The organism is Roseovarius sp. BRH_c41 (assembly GCF_000961715.1).
Classification (GTDB): Bacteria; Pseudomonadota; Alphaproteobacteria; order Rhodobacterales; family Rhodobacteraceae; genus Roseovarius.
In genome coordinates this window covers 1-21,240 of the sequence record NZ_LADY01000006.1, presented here as the reverse complement: position 1 = coordinate 21,240, position 21,240 = coordinate 1, and the positions used below count along the sequence as shown (strand labels likewise).

The 21,240-nt window shown below is 62.4% G+C and carries 23 protein-coding genes; 13 read left to right on the top strand and 10 right to left on the bottom strand.

What is annotated here, in order from left to right; translation table 11 throughout:
- Positions 1-35: 35 nt before the first annotated feature.
- The 5 genes from VR71_RS01840 to VR71_RS01820 form a co-directional block, all read right to left on the bottom strand.
- Positions 36-548 carry a DUF3035 domain-containing protein gene (locus VR71_RS01840; RefSeq protein ID WP_009817477.1) on the bottom strand — a complete coding sequence of 171 codons (513 nt, stop codon included), beginning with the start codon at positions 546-548 and terminating at the stop codon, positions 36-38.
- A 51-nt stretch (positions 549-599) separates the two neighbouring features.
- Complete coding sequence (gene lspA, locus VR71_RS01835; RefSeq protein ID WP_045680687.1) at positions 600-1,070, bottom strand: signal peptidase II; 471 nt, start codon at positions 1,068-1,070, stop codon at positions 600-602.
- A gap of 7 nt (positions 1,071-1,077) precedes the next feature.
- The gene (gene purH, locus VR71_RS01830) at positions 1,078-2,667 is read right to left on the bottom strand and encodes a bifunctional phosphoribosylaminoimidazolecarboxamide formyltransferase/IMP cyclohydrolase (RefSeq protein ID WP_045680684.1); all 1,590 of its coding nucleotides are present in this window, start codon (positions 2,665-2,667) and stop codon (positions 1,078-1,080) included.
- Between the two features lie 24 nt (positions 2,668-2,691).
- Positions 2,692-4,446: a heparinase II/III family protein gene (locus tag VR71_RS01825; protein ID WP_009817480.1), complete on the bottom strand. Its 1,755-nt coding sequence runs from the start codon at positions 4,444-4,446 to the stop codon at positions 2,692-2,694.
- Positions 4,447-4,543: 97 nt separating this feature from the next.
- On the bottom strand, positions 4,544-5,812 hold the full coding sequence (locus VR71_RS01820; RefSeq protein ID WP_045680682.1) for an RsmB/NOP family class I SAM-dependent RNA methyltransferase: 1,269 nt from the start codon (positions 5,810-5,812) through the stop codon (positions 4,544-4,546).
- A gap of 68 nt (positions 5,813-5,880) precedes the next feature.
- Between VR71_RS01820 and VR71_RS01815 the strand changes: the two genes are divergently transcribed.
- On the top strand, positions 5,881-6,072 hold the full coding sequence (locus VR71_RS01815; protein ID WP_009817482.1) for a DUF1674 domain-containing protein: 192 nt from the start codon (positions 5,881-5,883) through the stop codon (positions 6,070-6,072).
- A 19-nt stretch (positions 6,073-6,091) separates the two neighbouring features.
- Here VR71_RS01815 and VR71_RS01810 read toward each other — a convergent pair whose 3' ends face one another.
- Together VR71_RS01810 and dapB are read right to left on the bottom strand one after the other, a co-directional pair.
- Complete coding sequence (locus tag VR71_RS01810) at positions 6,092-6,445, bottom strand: hypothetical protein (RefSeq protein WP_045680680.1); 354 nt, start codon at positions 6,443-6,445, stop codon at positions 6,092-6,094.
- A gap of 59 nt (positions 6,446-6,504) precedes the next feature.
- Positions 6,505-7,323, bottom strand: a complete 819-nt coding sequence (gene dapB / locus VR71_RS01805) for a 4-hydroxy-tetrahydrodipicolinate reductase (protein ID WP_045680678.1) — start codon at positions 7,321-7,323, stop codon at positions 6,505-6,507.
- Between the two features lie 163 nt (positions 7,324-7,486).
- On the opposite strand from dapB, the gene rbfA reads away from it, so the two are divergent.
- The 4 genes from rbfA to VR71_RS01785 are packed head-to-tail and all read left to right on the top strand — an operon-like array spanning position 7,487 to position 10,135.
- Positions 7,487-7,882, top strand: coding sequence for a 30S ribosome-binding factor RbfA (gene rbfA, locus VR71_RS01800; protein WP_009817485.1), 396 nt, complete (start codon positions 7,487-7,489; stop codon positions 7,880-7,882).
- On the top strand, positions 7,869-8,627 hold the full coding sequence (locus tag VR71_RS01795) for a phosphodiester glycosidase family protein (protein ID WP_045680676.1): 759 nt from the start codon (positions 7,869-7,871) through the stop codon (positions 8,625-8,627). The genes rbfA and VR71_RS01795 overlap by 14 nt, the downstream gene beginning before the upstream one ends.
- A gap of 36 nt (positions 8,628-8,663) precedes the next feature.
- Positions 8,664-9,569, top strand: coding sequence for a tRNA pseudouridine(55) synthase TruB (gene truB / locus VR71_RS01790; protein ID WP_009817487.1), 906 nt, complete (start codon positions 8,664-8,666; stop codon positions 9,567-9,569).
- Positions 9,566-10,135 (top strand): DUF1643 domain-containing protein, encoded by a 570-nt coding sequence (locus VR71_RS01785; protein WP_045680674.1) that lies wholly within the window; start codon positions 9,566-9,568, stop codon positions 10,133-10,135. Before truB ends, VR71_RS01785 begins: the two co-directional genes overlap by 4 nt.
- Positions 10,136-10,203: 68 nt before the next feature.
- Here VR71_RS01785 and VR71_RS01780 read toward each other — a convergent pair whose 3' ends face one another.
- A complete protein-coding gene (locus tag VR71_RS01780) occupies positions 10,204-10,836 on the bottom strand; it encodes an enoyl-CoA hydratase/isomerase family protein (protein ID WP_009817490.1) in 633 nt (210 codons plus the stop codon).
- On the bottom strand, positions 10,833-11,582 hold the full coding sequence (locus VR71_RS01775; protein WP_009817491.1) for an SDR family oxidoreductase: 750 nt from the start codon (positions 11,580-11,582) through the stop codon (positions 10,833-10,835). Before VR71_RS01775 ends, VR71_RS01780 begins: the two co-directional genes overlap by 4 nt.
- A 130-nt stretch (positions 11,583-11,712) precedes the next feature.
- Between VR71_RS01775 and VR71_RS01770 the strand changes: the two genes are divergently transcribed.
- The 4 genes from VR71_RS01770 to VR71_RS01755 all read left to right on the top strand — a co-directional run bounded on the left by VR71_RS01770 (position 11,713) and on the right by VR71_RS01755 (position 16,451).
- Positions 11,713-13,233, top strand: coding sequence for a DUF2125 domain-containing protein (locus VR71_RS01770; RefSeq protein WP_045680671.1), 1,521 nt, complete (start codon positions 11,713-11,715; stop codon positions 13,231-13,233).
- Between the two features lie 116 nt (positions 13,234-13,349).
- A complete protein-coding gene (locus VR71_RS01765) occupies positions 13,350-14,696 on the top strand; it encodes a TldD/PmbA family protein (RefSeq protein ID WP_045680714.1) in 1,347 nt (448 codons plus the stop codon).
- Positions 14,683-15,462 carry a 3'(2'),5'-bisphosphate nucleotidase CysQ gene (locus VR71_RS01760; protein WP_009817494.1) on the top strand — a complete coding sequence of 260 codons (780 nt, stop codon included), beginning with the start codon at positions 14,683-14,685 and terminating at the stop codon, positions 15,460-15,462. Before VR71_RS01765 ends, VR71_RS01760 begins: the two co-directional genes overlap by 14 nt.
- A 68-nt stretch (positions 15,463-15,530) precedes the next feature.
- Positions 15,531-16,451, top strand: coding sequence for a DMT family transporter (locus VR71_RS01755; RefSeq protein WP_009817495.1), 921 nt, complete (start codon positions 15,531-15,533; stop codon positions 16,449-16,451).
- On the opposite strand, the gene VR71_RS01750 is transcribed toward VR71_RS01755, so the two are convergent.
- Positions 16,390-17,208: a glycosyltransferase gene (locus tag VR71_RS01750; protein WP_040650493.1), complete on the bottom strand. Its 819-nt coding sequence runs from the start codon at positions 17,206-17,208 to the stop codon at positions 16,390-16,392. The genes VR71_RS01755 and VR71_RS01750 overlap by 62 nt on opposite strands.
- Before the next feature lie 352 nt (positions 17,209-17,560).
- Between VR71_RS01750 and rpsL the strand changes: the two genes are divergently transcribed.
- From rpsL to VR71_RS01730, 4 genes are all read left to right on the top strand, one after another.
- The gene (rpsL, locus tag VR71_RS01745; protein WP_008281863.1) at positions 17,561-17,932 is read left to right on the top strand and encodes a 30S ribosomal protein S12; all 372 of its coding nucleotides are present in this window, start codon (positions 17,561-17,563) and stop codon (positions 17,930-17,932) included.
- Positions 17,933-17,944: 12 nt separating this feature from the next.
- Positions 17,945-18,415 (top strand): 30S ribosomal protein S7, encoded by a 471-nt coding sequence (gene rpsG / locus VR71_RS01740; protein WP_009817498.1) that lies wholly within the window; start codon positions 17,945-17,947, stop codon positions 18,413-18,415.
- 20 nt (positions 18,416-18,435) lie between these two features.
- On the top strand, positions 18,436-20,559 hold the full coding sequence (gene fusA, locus VR71_RS01735; protein WP_009817499.1) for an elongation factor G: 2,124 nt from the start codon (positions 18,436-18,438) through the stop codon (positions 20,557-20,559).
- Between the two features lie 85 nt (positions 20,560-20,644).
- On the top strand, positions 20,645-21,240 hold a 596-nt coding region (locus tag VR71_RS01730; RefSeq protein WP_045680669.1), incomplete at its 3' end, for a GTP-binding protein.

Here is a 21,240-nt window from a genome sequence, read left to right as displayed (position 1 = left end):
ACGCCTTGGCTGCGCCGTTTCAAGCGCCGCCCCAATCACTCGGGTGCTGGAGGACTGGCTGGGGTCAGCACGCCGCGATTACGCAAGCGCTCTTCTTCGGCATAGGCGTCCAACCAATCGCGGCGATAGGCCTGTACGTAATCATCACCGGGCAAGAACCGCAGAACGTCTACGCGCCCGTGTTGACGACGCAACTCCTTGTCTTCAGCAGCAAGTGTCTGGCGAATGGCTGGCGCTGCACCATATCGGTTGGCGTGATTGACAAGTGCGCCGTTGTTTGTTGCGCCGCCCGCAGGATTTCCACCCAACGCAACCACCCCATCCGCGAGTGGATTCTGGTCCGTCAGGTTGGCACCACCCGGATTTGGAGCGGGTAGGCTGGCATAACTCTCAGGTGTTTGCAAAGGTTTGCTGGGAATGATCGAAAACTCATCAGGTCCGTTTCCGGTATGGCGGATGCGGCTCAGTGTGACGTCATCGCGGCCGCCGCATCCGGCCAACACGGTCACCACCAAAAGGCTCAGAACTGTCTTATGCGGCATCGTCATCGCCACTCTCCTGCAAAATCCCTAGAGCCTTATCGCATTCAAAGCCCAAGGTCACGAGGGCTTTTTGCGTGATGGCAGCAGAACCATACCGAATGCTCCGACAAACACCGCAATATCTGCGACATTGAAGGCAAAGGGATTGTTGATGCCACAGCAGGACATGTTGAGAAAGTCCGCAACGGCGCCGTAAATCAGCCGGTCGATCACATTGCCGAGCGCCCCCCCCACCAGCAAGCCTGCGGCGAAACGGTGCCAGCGACCAGCGGGATCGGTGTGCACCCACCAGAGCACGGCCCCTGAGATGACGACCGCCACAACAATCAGAACCCAACGCGTAAGAGGACCGTCGCCCGCTAGAATTCCGAAATTGATTCCGTAGTTCCATGCCATGCGCAGGTTGATGAAGGGCGGCAAGACGTCAATCGCGCCCAAAGTGCGCAGGTCCATGACATGCACCACCAAGTATTTGCTGGCCTGATCCAGCAGGAACACCCAGAACGCCGTCCAGAAAACGATCCGCATCGGCGCGTCAGTGCCGGAAATGGCGCATGCCGGTGAAGACCATGGCCAACCCCGCCGCATCCGCCGCCGCGATCACTTCGTCGTCGCGCATCGAGCCGCCCGGCTGAATGACGGCGGTGGCACCCGCTTCGGCGGCGGCCATCAGGCCATCTGCAAAGGGAAAGAACGCATCCGAGGCCACGACGCTGCCTTGGGTCAGCGGCGCGGCCAGCCCAAGGGTCTCGGCCATGTCCACCGACTTGCGCGCAGCGATGCGGCAGCTGTCCACCCGGCTCATCTGGCCGGCGCCGACACCCACGGTCGCGCCGTCCTTGACGTAGACGATGGCGTTGGATTTGACGTGTTTTGCCACCTTCCAGGCAAAGAGCAGATCGGCCAGTTCGCGCGTTGTGGGCGCGCGTTTGGTCACGACCTTGAGATCGGCCGCGTTGATGTGGCCGCTGTCCTTGTCCTGTACCAGGTAGCCGCCCGACACCTGTTTGATCATCCGACCTGCCGTGGCGGGATCGGCCAGCCCCTCGGTCAAGAGCAGGCGCAGGTTCTTTTTCTTGGCGAAAATACTCATGGCACCAGCATCCGCGCCGGGGGCGATGACCACTTCGGTGAAAATCTCTGCAATCTCCTCGGCGGTGACGGCATCGAGCGGCTGGTTGAGCGCGATGATGCCGCCAAAGGCGGAGGTACGGTCGCAGTCGAAGGCGTGTTTATAGGCCTCAATCAGGGTCGCGCCACGGGCCACACCGCAGGGGTTGGCGTGTTTTATGATGGCGCAGGCGGGGCCATCGGCGGGGGCGAATTCGCTGACCAGTTCAAAGGCCGCGTCGGTGTCGTTGATGTTGTTGTAGCTCAGGTCCTTGCCTTGCACCTGCCGGGCGGTGGCCACGCCGGGCCGATCCGAGCCATCGGTGTAAAAGGCCGCCGCCTGATGCGGGTTCTCGCCATAGCGCAGGGTTTGCGCCAGCGTTCCGGCAAAGGCGCGGCGGCGCGGGGCCGCATCGCCAATGGCACCCGCGAGCCATGTGCTGACCGCCGCGTCATAGGCGGCGGTGCGGGCATAGGCGATCTGTGCCAGTTTGCGGCGGAAATTCGGGCAGGTGCCGCCACCGTGCCGGTCCATGTCACCGATCAGCGTGTCGTAATCCTCGACATCCACCACCACGGCGACATGGGCGTGGTTCTTGGCCGCCGCACGGATCATGGCCGGGCCGCCGATGTCGATATTCTCGACGCAGTCGTCATAGTCGCCGCCGCGTGCCACGGTTTCCTCGAACGGGTAGAGATTGACCACCAAGAGGTCGATAGGCCCGATGCCATGCGCCTGCATCGCCGCTTGATGGTCGGGATTGTCGCGCAGCGCCAGAAGGCCGCCATGCACCATCGGGTGCAGCGTTTTCACGCGCCCGTCCATCATCTCGGGAAAGCCCGTGACCTCGGCCACGTCGCGCACCGCAAGCCCGGCCTCGCGCAGTGCCTTGGCGGTGCCACCTGTGGACAGCAGTTCAACCCCGCGCGCAGCCAGCGCACGGCCAAGCTCAAGAAGCCCGGTCTTGTCGGAAACGGAGAGAAGGGCGCGGGTGATGGGCGCGTGGTCGGTCATGTCGGGCGGTCCTGCCTTGTCGGTTCACTCGTCGGCCACGGGATCCAGCGCGTCCTCATTGACATCGCGGATGCCAACCGGGGTATCTTGCGCCTTGGCCAGTGACCATCTCAGATGGGTCGCATAGTCCATCGCGCGACCGGATAAAACGATCTGTTTGGTCGCACGCGGTTTGAGGCGCGTTTTTTCAAGATACACACTCGGTTGCAAGGACAAAGCGGCGTGCCCGTCGCTGCGGAATACCCAAATCTCACCACTGCGCAATGCCAAAGACACCGCAGCCCCGCCCATATCGACCGACGCGTCCACATCCGGGTGCAAATGGAACCGAACGTCATATGGAATCCCATGCATGCGCGTTTCATCGAGGGCACGGTCAAATTGCCGCTTTTCCGGTTCTTCGATGGCCAACAGCATATCTTCGCCAGCCAACCCGCGCCCGTCGGCGGTCAGGTCCAGTTGACGGACATGCGTCAGGCCGTGCCCGCGGACATAGCCGTCATGCGCCCCCTCAAACCGAACGCCGTCCGGAGCCTTGGACTGATTCACCTGAACAGAACGTGGCGCCTCGCTCAGCCAATCAGGGTGCCGTTTGTCATTGCTCAATCGCGCGCTCGACCCTGCGGCCAGCACGAGGGCGGAATGGGATGGAGTGGCGCGACCGGCGCGTCGCCATTCGGGACCAAAGCTATGTCCCGAGCCGCAGTTCACGATCAGCGGTCGACGCCCCGAAGTCAGCTCGAACGCTAACGTCGACGCATGCGCGCCCGCAGAGGCCGCACCGATCGGGGGCGGGGCCGCGTCGATGATGACGCTGGTTCGGCCAGAGCTCAGTCGGGCAAATCCCATCGCCAATTTGTCGGCAAGTCGGGTTTTTACGCCACTGGTGGCCAATGCACTGTCGAGCCGCCCCTCCAACCCCCGCCCGCCACCATGAAACCGCGCCAGACCGCCATCAGCGTGACGCAAGCTGCGCAGCGTTGGGGCGATCCTCTCAATGGCGCGCCAGTGCGCCTCACCTGCGGTTCTGCCAGATTCGCTAAGGGCCATTGCGACCCAAGTGAGCAGAGTAAACACCTCCAGCAACTCTTCGGGATTGCGTGTGGGCAATCCGCCCATAGAGTCGATCTGGCACTCACATTCGCGCGCAAGTGCCGCCAGTGCCGGCTCCAACTGGGACTGCATCCCCTCCAGAGACAAGCCTGCATAGATGAGACCTGTCAGCGCCTCGAACCGTGGAAGTCCGGGGCGTGTCGCCGGCCAGCGACGGGCAAGAAACGCAGTTTGCTGCGCCATCGAGCGATAGAACGGCGATGAGGCCTCGGACGGCAGACCTCTCAGGACAAAGAGCGCCTGACTGATCCAGCGGATGAGGCGGCGTCCGGTCAGGTCTGGCGTCCATCCCGGTCCCGAGCCATTGCCGTAGCGGGAAATCCACGCCCAGAGCCAAGACTGAGCATGGCTGCGCGCTGCCGCATCTCCAGCGGCGGCCAGATCATCGAGCCAGCCAAAGCCATGCATTTCCGCCGCAAATCCGGCGTCCGGCGGGTCGATATCCCAGATACTGGTGTTCGGAGCCTCGACGAGATGGCCGGCAAAGACGAAATTACCGGCGCAAAGCTGTCGCCCTCGGGCGAGATAGCCGATGCTGCGGGGTTCGGGTTGTGACAGAAATGCCGTTGCGGGGCGGCTGAGCGCTGCGCGCCGCGCAGCGAGTCGGTTCAGCAGGCGCGACCAGCGCTCTGGCCAGCGCTCTGAAATGAGATCGGATGTGGACATGTGCCGTGCCTCTGGACGCTTCTGTCGGCGTTGATGGCTCCACTATAGCCACGGGCATGGCTCAAGTCACCGTTTCTTTACGGCGGAAAGCCGGTCTTCACCGCCGCAAGCAGGCGATGAAGAAGCCGTCCATGCCGCCCAGATCGGCCCAGTAGTCGGGACGCAGTCGCAATCCGCCTTCTTCGGTGACCCAACCGGGCTCGATTCCGGGGCGGAGGAGAGTGGTGCGGTCAACAGTCAGGTCTGGATGGCGACCAAGCGCTTCTTCCACTTGGCATTCGCCCTCGTCTGGCAAAAGTGAACAGGTGCAAAAGACCAGCCGCCCTTCAGGTTTCAAAAGCGTCAGGGCATGATCCAACATCGCCGCCTGCAACGCGATGAGCGCGCCAAAATCCGAGCCATCCTTGGCGTGAGGCAGGTCTGGATGACGTCGAATGGTGCCAGTGGCCGAACAAGGTGCATCAAGCAGGATTGCATCGTAGGGCCCGCCGTGATGATCGAGGGCGTCGCCCACGATGCAGGTGGCGGTCAGCCCGGTGCGGTCGAGGTTCTCTGTCACGCGCGCCATCCGACGCTCTGACAGGTCGAGGGCGGTCACCTTTGCGCCTGCCGCAGCCATTTGCAGCGTCTTGCCTCCCGGAGCAGCGCAAAGATCCAGGATCTGTTCTCCGGGCTTTGGGGCCAGCACTGCAACGGGTAGGGCAGCGGCGACGTCCTGCACCCACCACTCCCCTTCGGCATAGCCAGGAAGAGCAGAGACCTGCCCCGGATCTGTGCGCCGTAGAGATCCGGTCGGCAACAGCGTAGCTCCGAGCCTTTCGGCCCATGCCTCGGGGTCAGATTTCACCGTGATATCAAGGGGCACACCCGCGAAATGCGCGCGCTCCATCGCGGCGACCGGGCCCTTGCCCCATGCGTCGACCAGTGGCGCGCGTAGCCATGTCGGAAGGCTTGGCAGGCGCAGGTCGTTCCAACTGCGGGGGGCCTCTTCGGTCATCTTGCGCAGCACGGCATTGACCAACCCCTTGAGTTTCGCGTGTCGCGGGCTTTGACCTATTGTCTCAACCGCCTCATTGACCACGCCATGCGACTCGCCGCCCTGTGCAAGTTCCACGGTCGCCAGACGCAGGACGTTCTGCACGGGCAAGGGCGGTGCCTTGCGCAGGTGTCGTGACAAGAGCCGGTCGGCGCGGTCCAACCCACGGAGCGTGTCTGTTGCAAGCCGCTGAGCGCGCGCGCGGTCGGGCGGTGAGAGCGCATCAAGCGCCCCACCCGCGATCAATTCGGACATGAGCCGTCCCTCTCCCAACACCCGGTCGAGCAGATGAACCGCTGCAGAGCGGGCGGTGAGGGTGGGCTTTTTCATGGCCTTGTCCTTGGCGAAGGGTTGGCTGCGCGATATATCAGGGGGGAGATGACAAGGAAAGCCCGACCATGACATGCGATGACAGCGCTAAGCCCCGCGATTTGCCGCCCGCCGCACAGCGCGCTCTTGCTGAAGCCGAGGAACGACGGAAGTTAGCAGAGACGTTGGCCTTGCCCAAAGAACTTGGGGGGCGCCAAGAAGGCTTGGAGCCAGTGCGCTATGGAGATTGGGAGAAGAAGGGTCTCGCCATCGACTTTTGATCGACCTGAGAGCGTGCGATCATTCCAAGCTGAGATCGGCGAACTGTCCAGCGCCTTGGTCTGATATGAAGCGGACCGTGTTGCCTTGGACGCGCACGGCCTGACAGTTGGGACCGAGGTCCATGTTGCCCCAGTAGAGATCGCGACAGAAATAGTCGCCATTCCACTTCCAGGCCCCCGTCACGTCGCGTCCGAAGGCGCGGCCTTTGATCTGACCGTCCTTGGTTACGTTGAGCGTAATTCCGAAGCGCGTCAGGTCTCTGCCTTCGATCAAAGACACAAAGCGTTCCCGCTCGGTGACAGGTGCAAATCCCTCTGCCACTGCAGCCGTTGAGAGGCCAAAGCTCAGTAAAACAACGAAGATCGAACGCATGATATTCACCTGTCACATTGAGTGATGTGACAGGGGTACGCACGAGGGCAGCCATTGGATCAGTTGTCGGACAGGCCCAGAACGTCAATCATGTCATAGCTGCCCGGCTTGCGCCCCAGTCCCCAGAGCGCCGCCTTGAGCGCGCCGCGTGCAAAGATCCCGCGGTCGGTCGCGATATGGCGCAGAACAATCCGCTCGCCTGCGGCTGCAAAAATCACATCATGCTCGCCCACGATGTCGCCGCCGCGAATGGCGGAAAATCCGATGTGCCCGCGCATGCGTTTGCCGGTAATCCCATCACGGGCGCGGTCGCTGACGTGGTCGAGCGTGACCCCGCGCCCCTCTGCCGCCGCTTCGCCCAGCATGAGCGCCGTGCCAGAGGGGGCATCGACCTTTTGATTGTGATGCGCTTCAATGATCTCGATGTCGAAATCCTCGTCGAGGGCTGCGGCCACGCGCTTGGTCAGTTGCGTGAGGAGGTTGACTCCAAGGCTCATGTTCCCTGCACGCACGATGACCGCATGGCGCGCGGCGGCGTCGAGGTGTCTGAGGTCATCTGCCTCAAAACCGGTGGTGCCGATCACATGCACCACCCGCGCCTGAGCGGCCAGAACGGCGAATTCCAGCGTGGCGGCGGGGGCTGTAAAGTCGATGAGCGCATGAGCGCGCACGATCACCTCGAGCGGGTCGTCAGTCACCGTGACACCCACCTCGGCCCCGCCCATGGCGCGGCCCACGTCCTGTCCGATCCACGCATGTCCGGGCCGCTCGAGCGCGCCGATCAGACGGGCGCGCGGGCTCTCGGCCAGCGTGCGGATCAGCATCTGGCCCATACGGCCCGAGGCCCCGGTGATCACGATGCCCGGCAGGTCGGTCATTAGTGGCACTCCTAATCGTGGTTGCGAGCCTGCATAGCGTGCTGTGTTTGAAGCGGCAAGGGCGCGGGTCGTGGCGCGAACGGGGCAGGAGTATTTACGCCAAGAAAAAGCCGGGCGGATTTCTCTGCTTGGAAATGCCTGCCCGAGCGATTAGATGCGAGGCATGGCAAAGAACAAGTTTCATGACGGGCCCGGCCCCTCGCAACGGCAGCTTCGCGTGGGCGAGTTGATCCGACGTACCTTGTCCGAAGTTCTGATGCGGGGTGATATCCATGACCCTGACCTCAACCGCATTTCGGTGACGGTGGGTGAGGTGCGCACCTCGTCGGATCTCAAGATCGCCACCGCTTATGTGATGCCACTGGGCGGCGAAGGCCAAGACGACTTGATCGCCCTTCTGGCGCGCAACAAACATGAGTTGCGGCGCATGATCGGCAAGAAAGTGGGGCTTAAATACGCCCCCGACCTGCGGTTTCGGCTGGATGAGACCTTTGATCAGATCGATGAGACACGACGTCTCTTTGACCAAGACACGGTGCGCCGGGATGTGGAAGGTTAGGCTCGCGCTTTTGCTTGCTGTGGTGCTTGGCTCTGGCGCTGTTCAGGCTGCTGAGTGCCGAACCGAGCGATTTGAGGACGAGAGCTATACTGTCTGCGCCGTGGACATCGGGCGCGACGATCTGCGGCTTTTCCTCAACGATGCTGAGAGCGGGGCCCCCTTGGGCAGTTTTGGCGCTATCGAAAACAAGTTGAAGGCCGAGGGTAAGGCACTTGCATTCGCGATGAACGCGGGCATGTACCATGCGGATCGCAGCCCTGTGGGGCTATATATCGAGGCAGGCCAAGAGGTTAAGGGACTCATCACGCGTGACGGTCCGGGCAATTTCGGGCTTTTGCCCAACGGGGTATTCTGTATCGGTGACGGTCGCGCCCATGTCATCGAGACCCTGCGATATGCGCGCGAACGTCCCGCATGTCGCTATGCCACTCAATCCGGACCGATGTTAGTGATTGATGGCGCAGTGCATCCGCGCTTTCTGGTGGATAGCGATAGCCACTACGTTCGCAATGGCGTGGGCACGTCCGCGAATGGGCGAAAGGCTTGGTTTGTAATTTCTGACAACGCATTGAATTTTCACACCTTTGGCCGCTTCTTTCGCGATCATCTGAAGGTGGCGCAGGCGCTCTATTTCGATGGCAAGGTCTCGCGTTTGCATGCGCCGGGGGTGAATCGCTCTGATATCGGATTTCCGTTGGGACCGATGGTGGGGGCGGTGATTGACGCGGAGGCTGCGGTGGATTAGGCGCTGCTGCCTTAGACAACAGGCAAAGGGCCGGGGATGGCACGCAAACGCAAGGGGCGCGAGATTTCGGGGTGGCTGGTGGTGGACAAGCCCGCTGGCATGACCTCGACCAGCGTTGTCAACAAGGTGAAATGGGCGCTTCAGGCGCAGAAGGCGGGGCATGCGGGCACGCTGGACCCTGAGGCGACGGGTGTGCTGGCCGTTGCGCTGGGAGAAGCGACCAAGACGGTTCCCTATATCACCGATGCGCTCAAGGCGTATACGTTTTGCGTGCGGTTGGGACAGGCAACCAACACCGACGACACCGAGGGCGAGGTGATCGCTGAAAGCCAAAAACGCCCATCAGATCAAGAGATTAAGGATGTCCTTGGCGGGTTTGTCGGTGATGTGATGCAGGTCCCGCCGAAATATTCTGCCGTCAAAATCGACGGGCAGCGCGCCTATAAGCTGGCGCGGGACGGGGAAGAGTTCGAGGTCGCAGCGCGGCCGCTTTGGGTTGAGGAATTGCTGCTGGTGGACCGCCCGGATGCGGATCATGTGGTGCTGGAAATGACCTGCGGCAAGGGTGGCTATGTTCGGTCCGTCGCGCGAGATTTGGGTGAGATTCTAGGGTGTTACGGGCATGTGGCGTGGTTGCGCCGGGTGTGGTCGGGGCCGTTCGAGGCCAAGGATGGGCTGAGTATCGAAGAGATTGACCGGATGGCGCATGGCCCGGAGTTGGAGGAGCACATTCGCCCGCTCGAAGAAGGGTTGGCGGACCTCCCTATGGTGACAGCGACGCCCGAGGGAGCAGCCCGGTTGCGGAACGGAAATCCCGGCATGGTGATCGCGCAAGGCATTGAATATGGAGAAGAATGTTGGGCTGCGGTCGAGGGTAAGGCGGTTGCCGTGGGCCGTTACAAGGCGGGGGAATTGCATCCGTCGCGGGTGTTCAACCAATGAGCGGAGCAGCCCCCGATCATCTGCACGATCCGGGTGGCAAGGTGCGGCTGCGCCTACCGGATGGTGTGGTTGGTGGCGCGGAATATTCTATATGTGGTCGCTACCGGCAGGTTCTGAGCCGCGATTGGACGCCTGAGGGTGTCGTGCCGCGCAGGGTGCTGTTCATAGGGATGAACCCCTCTGTGGCGAGTGCTGAAGTGTCTGATCCGACCTGTCACCGTGAGGTGATGTTTGCCAAGGATTGGGATTTTTCTTTTTATTTCAAGGGGAATATGCTGGATTGGCGGGCGACATCGCCGAAGGATCTGCCGCGCGATCCGGCGGAGGCGTGCAGCCCGGCGAATATCCCGGCGTTGGTGGCGATGGCGGAGCAATCCGAGTTTGTCGTGCTAGCCTACGGAAAACTTCATCAGCGTTATCAAGAGGTTGTGCGGCAAACACTGCGTGATATTGCTGCGACTGGCAAGCCGCTGATGTGTCTGGGGCTGAACAAGGACGGGTCGGCCAAGCATCCGCTTTACCTGCGCAAAGATACTGTGCTCAGGCCGTTTCCAATGCCGGTCTGAACAGGGGGACTGTACGTTTGTGCGGTCAAACCGTACGGCCGCGCGGTCCAATCCGCGCTCTTGTCCATTCAGCCCGCAGCAGGGCACATCGCCTTGAGCGCCGTTGCGTGGTCGGGGGACGCGGCGAGGGCGTTGGCTGCGAGATCGTGGGTGGTCTGCATCAGGCTCGCGCCGGGAACCACGCGGTCAAAGAGACCCCAATCGAGCGCCTCTTGGGTGTTGAGGCGCGCGCCGGCCAGAAGGATCATTTTTGCCCGTGCGGGGCCGATCAGGGCGGCAAGGCGGGCGGGGTCGCTGGGTTGCGGCAGGAAGCCCAGTTTCATCACCGGATAGAACGCCCCGGCCCCCTCGGCGGCGATGCGGATGTCGCAGGCCAGCACCATGCCGGTGGCTCCGCCTGCGACCGTTCCGTTGAGGGCGGCGATGCTGAGGCCGGGCAGGGCGGCGATGGCCCCGGAGAGGCGCTCCCAGACCGGGCTGGTGGCCAGACCGGTGCGCGCGGCCTCTAGGTCAGCCCCGGCAGAGAACACCTTGCCCGCGCCGGTCAGCACGAACACGCGCGCCTCTTGAGCGGCCTCGGCGATGTCGGCCAGTTCGGTCAGCATCGGCTCGGTCAGGGCATTGGCCTTGTCCGGGCGATTGAGGGTCGCGATCCAGAGCCCGCCGTCACGCTCCAGCGTGACAAGGGCGGCCGGGGTCATATCAGGCCCACCCGGCGGCGGATGGCCTCGTCGCGCAGCGAGATTTCCTGTCCGGCGAAGTCGGCGGCATCGGGGCCGCACATCCACAGCAGGGCGCGGGCGGGCCAATCGGCGGGGATATGATCGGACCAGTCCAACTGGCTGACGGGGTTGACGCCGCTGGCCTTGATTTCGCGCTGCATGTCGGTGGCGACGGTGCCGGGCGAGAGGCCCATCACCCGGACGCCTACAGGCGATGCCTCAAGAGCAGCGCAGCGGGTGAGCATCGCGGCCCCGGCCTTGGAGGTGCAATAGGCGCTCCAGCCTTCGAGGGCATGGTGAGCCGCGCCAGAGCTGACGGTGAGGATGGTGCCCGCGCCGCGTGCCATCATGCCGGGCAGGGCGGCGCGCATGCCGTTGAACACGCCCTTGAGGTTGACGTCGATGGCGCGCGCCCATGCCTCGGGATCAGCGTCGGACAGCGGGGCGATGGGCTCGATCACGCCGGCGTTGTTGATCAGCACGTCCAATTGCCCAAAGGCGGTGTGGCAGGCGGCGATGGCGGCCTCGATTTCCCAGTAGCGGCTGACATCGCAGGGGATGGCGATGGCCGAGGGGCCGATGTCGCCCGCCAGTTCCGCAATCGCGTCGCCATTGCGCGCGGCAAGGGCGACATTCGCCCCGGCTGCGGCAAAAACCCGCGCAGCGGCGGCGCCGATGCCTTTGCTGGCTCCGGTGATGAGAACGCATTTACCCTGCATATCCATGGTATTCCCCTCTAGTGGCTGCCCTTGTACTAACGCCGGGACGGGTCAAGTTCCAGTCAGATCATCCCTTGACCCTTTCGCTGCGACGACCCAAGCTGTTTGCAACCCCGATTTTGAAAAGGTGCTCTTCATGTCTTTTATTCGCACGCTTACCACTTCGACCTCTGTGCTCTGTCTGTCGGCGTCGGCCGGATTTGCCGATCTGACCGCCGTGCAGGTCTGGGAGGATTGGCAGAGCTATCTCGAAAGCTATGGCTATGACGTGCAGGGTGACACCGCGCAGTCGGGCGATACGCTGACGATTCGGGATATGGCGATGCGGATGCAGGTGCCAGAAGAGGGCGGCATGGTCGAGCTGCGCATGGATCAGATGCAACTGGTGGAGCAGAGCGACGGATCGGTTGTGGTGATCCTGCCCGAGACCATTCCGATGGCGATGGACCTCAAGGATGAGGCGGGCGAGCAGGTCGCGCTGACGATCGAGATCGCGCAGCGGGGCATGGACATGCGCGTCACCGGCGATCCGGCGGCGATGAGCTATGACTATACCGCGCAAGAGATGACGATGACCTTGACCGATCTGGTGGCCGGAGAGCAGACGCCCGAGATTGGCGCGGCGCAGATCCGAATGGCGGATCTGGCGGGGCAGTATCAGAGCAAAGAGACCGGGGACACGCGCGGGTTCACGCAGGAGTTGACCGCTGGCCCGGTGGGGTATGACATTGATTTCACCGATCCCGAAGCGGGGGGGCGTGCCGAGATCAAGGGCACGTTGGCGCGGATCAGCATGACCGGCGATGGGGATCTGGTCGATGGTATTGATGCAAGCGACATGGCCGCTGCGCTGCGCGAGGGGCTGAGGGTCAACAGTCTGGTGGAATATGAGGGCGGCACCACCGCCTATAAGTTCACCAATGAGGGTAAGGTCGTCGAGGGCACGCAAAGCTCTGACAGTGGCACGTTGCGGGCGGCGATCAGCCCTGAGGGGTTGCGCTATGGCGGTGACGGGCGCGGTGTGAGCCTCACGATGACCGGGGACGATCTGCCGTTTCCGGTGACGGCTGAGATGGAGCGCGCCGGGTTCAACCTTGTGATGCCGGTGGGCAAGAGCGACGAGATGCAGGATTATGCGCTGGCGCTGAATTTTGGCGGCTTTACCATGTCGGACATGATCTGGGCGATGTTCGATCCGGGCGAGCAGTTGCCGCGTGATCCGGCGACGATCAGCGTCGATCTGTCGGGCAAGGGGCGGCTGTTCTTTGATCTGCTCGACCCCGAGCAGATGACCAAGCTGGAAGAGAGTGAAGCGGCCCCCGGTGAAGTGGAGAGCCTTGTGCTCAATGATCTGACGGTCGATCTGGCCGGGGCCAAGCTGACCGGGGCGGGGGCGTTTACCTTTGATCAGACGGATCTGACCAGCTTTGACGGGGTGCCTGCGCCCGAGGGCGCGATTGATTTGCGGCTGGTGGGGGGCAACGGTCTCTTGGACAAGCTGATTGGCATGGGCTTTGTGGCCGAGGATCAGGCGGTGATGGTGCGGATGATGGCGGGCATGTTCGCGCGCACGGGGTCGGGCGAGGATGAGTTGACCTCGCGTATTGAAGTGACCGAGGAGGGTCAGGTGCTGGCCAATGGGCAGCGTCTGAAATAACGCGGAAATGATCGGCAGAGGGGGCCACGTGCGCAGGCGCGTGGCCTTTTGCATGGGCGCGGGCTTGCGCGTGGGGGGGTGTCGGTCTACCTCAGGGCGGCAACAAGGAGATGGCCATGGCGAAAGCGCTTGATGAACTGACCCATGCGCTGATTGACGCGGCGCTCAAGGGGGGGGCCGAGGCGGCGGATGCAATGGCGTTGCGCGGGCAGTCGGTAACGATCGACATGCGCGGTGGCACGCTGGAGCAGGCCGAGCGCGCCGAGGGTGTGGACATCGGATTGCGGGTGCTGATTGGCGGGCGGCAGGCGAATGTGTCGGCCTCGGATACCGGGGAGGCGACAATTGCCGCGCTGGCCGAGCGGGCGGTGGCGATGGCGCGGGAAGCGCCGGTCGATCCCTATGCGGGGCTGGCGGAGCCGGGGCAATTGGCGCGTGACTGGGATGTGGCGGCGCTGGAGCTCTGTGATCCGAGCCCCGAACCGGCGCCCGATGCCCTGGCGCGGATGGCGCAGGAGGCGGAGGCGGCGGCGCTTGGCGTGGCCGGTGTCACGCAGGTGCAGTCGGCGACGGCGGGGTATAGTCAGCGCGCGGTGCATATTGCCGCCAGTAACGGATTTTCCGGCGGCTATGCGCGCAGTGATACGGGGCTGTCGTGCGTGGCGATTGCCGGGACGGGCACCGGGATGGAGCGCGACCACGATGGCGACAGCCGGATCTTTGCCAGCGATCTGCGGGAGGCATCCGAGATTGGTCGCCGTGCGGGGGAGCGTGCTGTCGAGCGTCTGGGCGCGCGTCGCCCGCACACCGGGGCCTATCCGGTGGTGTTTGACGAGCGCGTGTCGGGCACGCTGATCGGGCATTTGCTGGCAGCGGCGAGTGGCGCGTCAGTGGCGCGGGGATCGTCGTGGCTGCGCGAGCGGTTGGGAGAGCAGGTGCTGCCAGAGGCGCTGTCGGTGCTGGAAGACCCGCACCGTCCGCGCGTGAGCGGATCGCGGCCGTTTGATGCCGAGGGGCTGCCCACCGCCAAACGTGCGATTGTTCAAGATGGCGTGCTGATGGGATGGACGCTCGATCTCGCCAATGCCCGCAAGCTGGGGATGCAGAGCACGGCGAATGCGACGCGCGGCACCTCTGCGCCGCCCTCGCCGGGGACATGGAACATCGCGCTTACGCAGGGCAGGCAGAGCCGTGACGATCTGATCCGCGACATGGGAACCGGCCTGTTGGTGACGTCGATGATCGGCTCGACGATCAATCCCAACACCGGCGATTATTCGCGAGGTGCCGCCGGGTTCTGGGTGGAGAATGGCGAGATCAAATGGCCGGTCAACGAATGCACCATCGCTGGCAGTTTGCCCGAGATGCTGCGCCGGATGATCCCGGCCAATGACGCGCGGCTGCATCTGGGGCGGGTGGTGCCGTCGCTCTTGATCGAGGGGATGACGCTTGCCGGGGAGTGATCTGCTGCTCTTGATCGAGGCTGCGCATGAGGCGGGTCGGATTGCCACCGCCTATGTGGGTGGGCCGCTGGAGGTGCAGGACAAGGCCGGGGGGGCTGGTCCGGTGACGGCGGCGGATCTGGCGGTCAATGCGATGCTGGTGGAGCAATTGCGCAGCGCAAGGCCCGAGTATGGCTGGTTGTCGGAAGAGACCGAAGACACAGCAGCGCGGTTGCAGTCGGATCGGGTGTTCATTGTCGATCCCATCGACGGCACCCGCAGTTTCATCGAGGGCAATGACAGTTGGGCGCATTCTCTGGCGGTGTCCGAGGGTGGCGTGGTGATTGCCGCCGCGATTTATCTGCCGATGCGGGACAAGCTCTATGCTGCCGCTGTGGGTCAGGGGGCCACGCTGAACGGGGTGCCGATCCGGGCCACCGGACGGGCCGATCTGGTGGGCGCGTCGATATTGGCCTCCAAGCCCAATTATGCGCCGGAGCATTGGCTGGGGGGGCGCGTGCCCGATGTGACGCGGGCGTTTCGACCGTCCCTTGCCTATCGCCTCGGTCTTGTCGCAGAGGGGCGCTATGACGCGATGATGACCCTGCGCCCATCCTGGGAATGGGACATCGCGGCGGGGGATCTCATTCTGCGCGAGGCGGGGGCGGTGACGTCGGACCGCCACGCGGGGCCGCTCAGGTTCAACAATCCGGTGCCGATGGTCAACGGGGTGTTGGCGGCCAACCCGGTGCTGCACAGCGCGCTGCACGCGGCGTTGGCGGGGTGATATCGGGTTGCACCTGTCGTTGATCCCTGTCTAATGCCGAGGCAACAGGATCAAAAAACAGGCACATCATGCCCCGCTCTGACAATCTGACCGGCGCTCTCTTGATGATGGGGTCGATGGCCGCGTTCACGCTGAACGATGCCATGATCAAGGCGCTGGCGGGACAGGTGCCGCTGTTTCAGGTGATGTTCCTGCGCGGGCTGGTGACGACGATCCTCGTGGCGCTGATTGCGTGGAAGATGGGGGCGCTGAAGCGGCATTTGCCGCGCGAGGATTGGGGGCCGGTGTTCTGGCGCATGGTGGGCGAGATCGGGTCCGCGTATTTCTTTGTCTCCGCGCTCTATAATATGCCTTTGGCCAATATCAGCGCGATCATGCAGGCCTTGCCGTTGACCCTGACGCTGGCCGCTGCGCTGTTTTTCCGCGAGCCGGTGGGGTGGAAGCGGATGTCGGCCATTCTGGCCGGGTTCATCGGCGTGATGCTGATCGTGCGGCCGGGCACCGAAGGGTTCAACGTCTATTCGGTCTACGGATTGGCAGCGGTGGCCTTTGTCACGCTGCGCGATCTGGCGACGCGCAAACTGTCGCGGGATGTGCCCTCGATGCTGGTGACGCTGTTCAATTCGTTTTTCATCATGGCGTTTTTCGGTCTGGGAAGCCTGACCGGGGAGTGGGAGCCGATAGATGCACGGGCCGCCCTGATCATCTGTGGTGCGGCGGTGATGATCATCGGCGGTTATCTCTTTTCCATCATGGTGATGCGGGTGGGCGAGATCAGTTTCGTGGCGCCCTTTCGCTATACCAGCCTGATTTGGGCGCTGTTGCTGGGCTGGCTGGTGTTTGGCGACTGGCCGCAGACCCTGACCCTGATCGGGGCGGCGATTGTGGTGGCGAGCGGTCTTTTCACGCTCTACCGCGAGGCGCAGATCAGTCGACGGGCGAAGGCGGATCTGAAAAGACAGCTTTCACTTGGTCCTCGTCCACGTTGAACTGAGACTTGAAGAAGGCCGCCTCGCGGCTGTCCAGCGGGTGCATCGGGCCGCAGACGTATTTTGCGGCGGAATCATTGTCGTCATGTTTGGCGCGCAGATACATATGCGGGCCGGGCTGAATAAGGGTCGGCATGTCGTAATGCAGCTTGTGATGGCTGAAATTCATCACGGTCAGGTCATCGCCGGGACGAAAGAGCACGGCCAGACCGCAGGCCCAAAAGGGCGGCTGCACTTCTTCGGCCTTGATCCCCTCATCCGACAGCGTGACCGAGTAGCCGCGATTATAGTCGATGGCCATGTGAGGCCAGTTCTTGCGCATGGTGCGGGTATGCTTTTCGAACCAGCGCAGGCTGCGGACGAAGCTGAGGGCGACGGCATCGTCGTCATCAAGGCGGAATTGCATGGAGGGCACCGTGTCCTCTCCGAGTTCCGTCTTGATAGCGATCTGCATCGCGAGGCGGTGTTTCATCGGTTCGCTCTCGATGATCTTGATCTGCGGCACATGGGCGGTCAGGTCGTGCAGGCGGTCGCGGTAGCGTTTGGGCAGGCTGTCACCGATCATCACCAGAAAGGTGAAGTCGGGATGCTGTTGCGCGGCGATGGAGGGCAGGGTGAGGCATTCAAAATGGCGAAAGCGCAGGTCCATCCGGGCCGGGGCATAGAGATAGGCTTCGCGGTCCGCCACGGTGTCGTGCATCCGCTTGAAGCCGCCGACAGCCGGGTAGGAGAATCGGCAAATCCCGATCACGCGCATGGCTCTGAACCCTCTGTTGGCGCGCGGGTTTACGCCCGCTTTTGTCCCTGATACATCGCACCCGTCGGGCATCTGTGCAAGGGCGGGCAGGGCTGTTGACAACCCCCGCGACTCCCCCTATACGCGCCCCATCCATGGCTGAGGGGGTCGCCCCGTCGCCTGTATCAGAACTGTAGTGGTCAAGATCCGGGCGAGCGCGCCCCGATCCTCTGGAAACCCACCGCGTCGGACCCGAAATACAGGGTGCGATTGCGGTCTTTGCGTATTGCGGACGCGCGATTCGCTTTTGATTAACCGCATGGGGCTGGTCCTTGTGCAGACACATGTGTTGAGAGACGGGGAAATAACCGGAATGCCAACGATCCAACAGCTGATCCGCAAGCCGCGGCAGCCGAAAGTCAGAACCACCAAGTCACAGCACCTGCAGGGTTGCCCTCAGAAGCGTGGCGTTTGCACGCGCGTCTATACCACGACGCCGAAGAAGCCGAACTCGGCCATGCGGAAGGTCGCCAAAGTGCGCCTGACGAATGGCTTTGAGGTCATCAGCTATATTCCCGGTGAGAGCCACAATCTTCAGGAGCACTCTGTGGTTCTGATCCGTGGCGGCCGTGTGAAAGACCTTCCCGGTGTGCGTTACCACATCCTGCGCGGCGTGCTCGATACGCAAGGCGTCAAAGACCGTAAGCAGCGCCGTTCGAAATACGGCGCGAAGCGTCCGAAGTAAGAGGAATTATAGATGTCTCGTCGTCACGCCGCAGAAAAACGCGAAGTCCTGCCTGATGCCAAGTATGGTGATCGGGTTCTGACCAAGTTCATGAACAACCTGATGATCGACGGCAAAAAGTCCGTCGCCGAAACGATCGTCTACAATGCGCTGGAGCGCGTCGAGGCCAAGATCAAACGCGCGCCCGTCGAAGTGTTCCACGAAGCGCTGGACAATATCAAACCCTCCGTCGAAGTGCGGTCGCGTCGCGTCGGTGGTGCCACCTATCAGGTGCCCGTCGAAGTGCGTCCCGAGCGTCGTGAGGCTCTGGCAATCCGTTGGCTGATCAATGCGTCGCGTTCGCGCAACGAGAACACCATGGAAGAGCGTCTGGCCGGTGAGCTGGTCGATGCCGTTCAGAGCCGCGGCTCGGCCGTGAAGAAGCGCGAAGACACCCACAAGATGGCAGACGCGAACAAAGCGTTCAGCCACTACCGCTGGTAAACCTCAGAGGCATTTGAATCATGGCACGCGACTATCCCCTCCAGCGTTACCGGAACTTCGGGATCATGGCCCATATCGATGCGGGCAAGACCACGACGACCGAGCGCATCCTGTTCTACACCGGCAAGTCCCACAAGATCGGCGAAGTCCATGACGGCGCCGCGACGATGGATTGGATGGAGCAGGAGCAGGAACGCGGTATCACCATCACCTCGGCTGCGACCACGACCTTTTGGCAGCGTCAGGAAGATCCGAGCCTCGAGAGCGTTTCGGATACCAAGTACCGTTTCAACATCATCGACACCCCCGGCCACGTCGACTTTACCATTGAAGTCGAGCGTTCGCTGGCGGTTCTCGATGGCGCGATCTGTCTGTTGGACGGAAACGCCGGTGTCGAGCCGCAGACCGAAACCGTGTGGCGTCAGGCTGATCGTTACAAGGTGCCGCGTCTGGTGTTCGTCAACAAGATGGACAAGATCGGTGCCGATTTCTTTAACTGCGTCAAGATGATCAAGGACCGCACCGGGGCTATCCCCGCGCCTGTGGCTCTGCCGATCGGTGCCGAGGATCAACTCGAAGGCATCATCGACCTCATCAAGATGGAAGAATGGGTCTGGAAGGGTGAAGATCTGGGCGCGTCCTGGGTCCGTCAGCCGATCCGTGATGATCTCAAGGATCTCGCTGACGAATGGCGTGCCAACCTGATCGAAGTCGCCGTTGAGATGGATGACGATGCGATGGAAGGCTATCTCGAGGGCAAAGAGCCCGACGAAGATACCCTGCGCGCGCTGATCCGCAAGGGCACGCTGTCGCTGAGCTTTGTGCCGATCCTCGTCGGGTCTGCGTTCAAGAACAAGGGCGTGCAGCCTCTGTTGAACGCGGTCATCGACTTTCTGCCGTCGCCGCTCGACGTGCCGCCCTACATGGGCTTTAGCCCGGATGACGAGACCGAGACCCGTAACATCGCGCGTCATGCCGATGATTCCGAGCCGTTCTCGGCGCTGGCCTTCAAGATCATGAACGACCCGTTCGTCGGTTCGCTGACCTTTACACGCATCTATTCCGGCGTGATGAAGAAGGGCGATGCGATGCTCAATGCCACCAAAGGCAAAAAAGAGCGCGTCGGCCGGATGATGATGATGCACGCCATAAACCGCGAAGAGATCGAAGAGGCCTTTGCAGGCGACATCATCGCGCTGGCCGGTCTGAAAGAGACCACCACCGGGGATACGCTCTGTGATCCGGCCAAGCCGGTTGTTCTGGAAACCATGACCTTTCCCGATCCGGTGATCGAGATCGCGGTAGAGCCCAAGACCAAGGGCGACCAAGAGAAAATGTCGGCGGGTCTGGCCCGTCTGGCAGCAGAGGACCCGTCCTTCCGCGTCGAGACCGATCTTGAATCCGGTCAGACCATCATGAAGGGAATGGGCGAATTGCATCTCGACATCCTGGTCGACCGTCTGCGTCGCGAGTTCAAGGTTGAGGCCAATATCGGTGCGCCGCAGGTGGCGTATCGTGAGACCATCAGCCACATGGTCGAGCACACCTACACCCACAAGAAACAGTCGGGTGGTTCGGGTCAGTTCGCCGAGATCAAGCTGGTCATCACGCCGACAGAGCCGGGCGAAGGCTTCAGCTTTGAGAGCAAGATCGTTGGTGGTGCCGTGCCCAAGGAATATATTCCGGGCGTCGAAAAAGGTATCCGCTCTGTCATGGACAGCGGTCCGCTCGCGGGCTTCCCTGTGATCGACTTCAAGGTCTCGCTGATCGACGGCAAGTATCACGATGTGGACTCTTCGGTCATGGCGTTTGAAATCGCCGGTCGTATGGGCATGCGCGAAGGTCTCAAGAAGGCCGGTGCCAAGCTGCTCGAGCCGATCATGAAGGTCGAGGTGGTCACGCCCGAGGAATATACCGGCAACGTCATCGGCGATCTTACGTCGCGGCGCGGTCAGGTGTCGGGTCAGGAACAGCGCGGCAATGCGATTGCGATCAACGCAAACGTCCCGCTGGCCAATATGTTCGGCTATATCAACACGCTGCGCTCGATGTCTTCGGGACGCGCCCAGTTCACGATGCAATTCTCGCATTACGAGCCGGTGCCGCACAACATCTCTGAAGAAATCCAGAAGAAATACGCATAACGGCGGTGGGCAATCTGCCCACCCTACCATCCCCGTAGGGTGCGCCGACGCGCACCGCACATGAACAAAAGAAGGAGCCAGTATCATGGCAAAGGAAAAGTTTGCACGTAACAAGCCGCATGTGAACATCGGCACGATTGGTCACGTTGACCACGGCAAGACGACGTTGACGGCGGCGATCACCAAGTATTTTGGCGAATTCCGGGCCTATGACCAGATTGACGGTGCGCCTGAAGAAAAGGCGCGCGGGATCACGATCTCGACCGCGCATGTGGAATACGAGACCGAGGCGCGTCACTACGCCCATGTCGACTGCCCCGGCCACGCCGACTATGTGAAGAACATGATCACCGGTGCCGCGCAGATGGACGGCGCGATCCTGGTTGTGAACGCCGCTGACGGCCCGATGCCGCAGACCCGCGAGCACATCCTGCTCGGTCGTCAGGTCGGCATCCCCTTCATGGTCGTCTACATGAACAAGGTCGATCAGGTCGATGACGAAGAGCTGCTGGAACTGGTGGAAATGGAGATCCGCGAGCTTCTGACCTCTTACGACTATCCGGGCGACGATATTCCGATCGTGCGCGGCTCGGCGCTGCATGCGATGAACGGCACCCAGCCGGAAATCGGCGAGAATTCGATCCGCGCGCTGATGGCGGCTGTGGATGAGTATATCCCGAC

Excerpts from the sequence above, each read along its gene's own strand:
- VR71_RS01840 (WP_009817477.1), bottom strand. The coding sequence starts at position 548 with ATGACGATGCCGCATAAGACAGTTCTGAGCCTTTTGGTGGTGACCGTG.
- lspA (WP_045680687.1), bottom strand. The coding sequence starts at position 1,070 with ATGCGGATCGTTTTCTGGACGGCGTTCTGGGTGTTCCTGCTGGATCAG.
- purH (WP_045680684.1), bottom strand. The coding sequence starts at position 2,667 with ATGACCGACCACGCGCCCATCACCCGCGCCCTTCTCTCCGTTTCCGAC.
- VR71_RS01825 (WP_009817480.1), bottom strand. The coding sequence starts at position 4,446 with ATGTCCACATCCGATCTCATTTCAGAGCGCTGGCCAGAGCGCTGGTCG.
- VR71_RS01820 (WP_045680682.1), bottom strand. The coding sequence starts at position 5,812 with ATGAAAAAGCCCACCCTCACCGCCCGCTCTGCAGCGGTTCATCTGCTC.
- VR71_RS01815 (WP_009817482.1), top strand. The coding sequence starts at position 5,881 with ATGACATGCGATGACAGCGCTAAGCCCCGCGATTTGCCGCCCGCCGCA.
- VR71_RS01810 (WP_045680680.1), bottom strand. The coding sequence starts at position 6,445 with ATGCGTTCGATCTTCGTTGTTTTACTGAGCTTTGGCCTCTCAACGGCT.
- dapB (WP_045680678.1), bottom strand. The coding sequence starts at position 7,323 with ATGACCGACCTGCCGGGCATCGTGATCACCGGGGCCTCGGGCCGTATG.
- rbfA (WP_009817485.1), top strand. The coding sequence starts at position 7,487 with ATGGCAAAGAACAAGTTTCATGACGGGCCCGGCCCCTCGCAACGGCAG.
- VR71_RS01795 (WP_045680676.1), top strand. The coding sequence starts at position 7,869 with ATGTGGAAGGTTAGGCTCGCGCTTTTGCTTGCTGTGGTGCTTGGCTCT.
- truB (WP_009817487.1), top strand. The coding sequence starts at position 8,664 with ATGGCACGCAAACGCAAGGGGCGCGAGATTTCGGGGTGGCTGGTGGTG.
- VR71_RS01785 (WP_045680674.1), top strand. The coding sequence starts at position 9,566 with ATGAGCGGAGCAGCCCCCGATCATCTGCACGATCCGGGTGGCAAGGTG.
- VR71_RS01780 (WP_009817490.1), bottom strand. The coding sequence starts at position 10,836 with ATGACCCCGGCCGCCCTTGTCACGCTGGAGCGTGACGGCGGGCTCTGG.
- VR71_RS01775 (WP_009817491.1), bottom strand. The coding sequence starts at position 11,582 with ATGGATATGCAGGGTAAATGCGTTCTCATCACCGGAGCCAGCAAAGGC.
- VR71_RS01770 (WP_045680671.1), top strand. The coding sequence starts at position 11,713 with ATGTCTTTTATTCGCACGCTTACCACTTCGACCTCTGTGCTCTGTCTG.
- VR71_RS01765 (WP_045680714.1), top strand. The coding sequence starts at position 13,350 with ATGGCGAAAGCGCTTGATGAACTGACCCATGCGCTGATTGACGCGGCG.
- VR71_RS01755 (WP_009817495.1), top strand. The coding sequence starts at position 15,531 with ATGCCCCGCTCTGACAATCTGACCGGCGCTCTCTTGATGATGGGGTCG.
- VR71_RS01750 (WP_040650493.1), bottom strand. The coding sequence starts at position 17,208 with ATGCGCGTGATCGGGATTTGCCGATTCTCCTACCCGGCTGTCGGCGGC.
- rpsL (WP_008281863.1), top strand. The coding sequence starts at position 17,561 with ATGCCAACGATCCAACAGCTGATCCGCAAGCCGCGGCAGCCGAAAGTC.
- rpsG (WP_009817498.1), top strand. The coding sequence starts at position 17,945 with ATGTCTCGTCGTCACGCCGCAGAAAAACGCGAAGTCCTGCCTGATGCC.
- fusA (WP_009817499.1), top strand. The coding sequence starts at position 18,436 with ATGGCACGCGACTATCCCCTCCAGCGTTACCGGAACTTCGGGATCATG.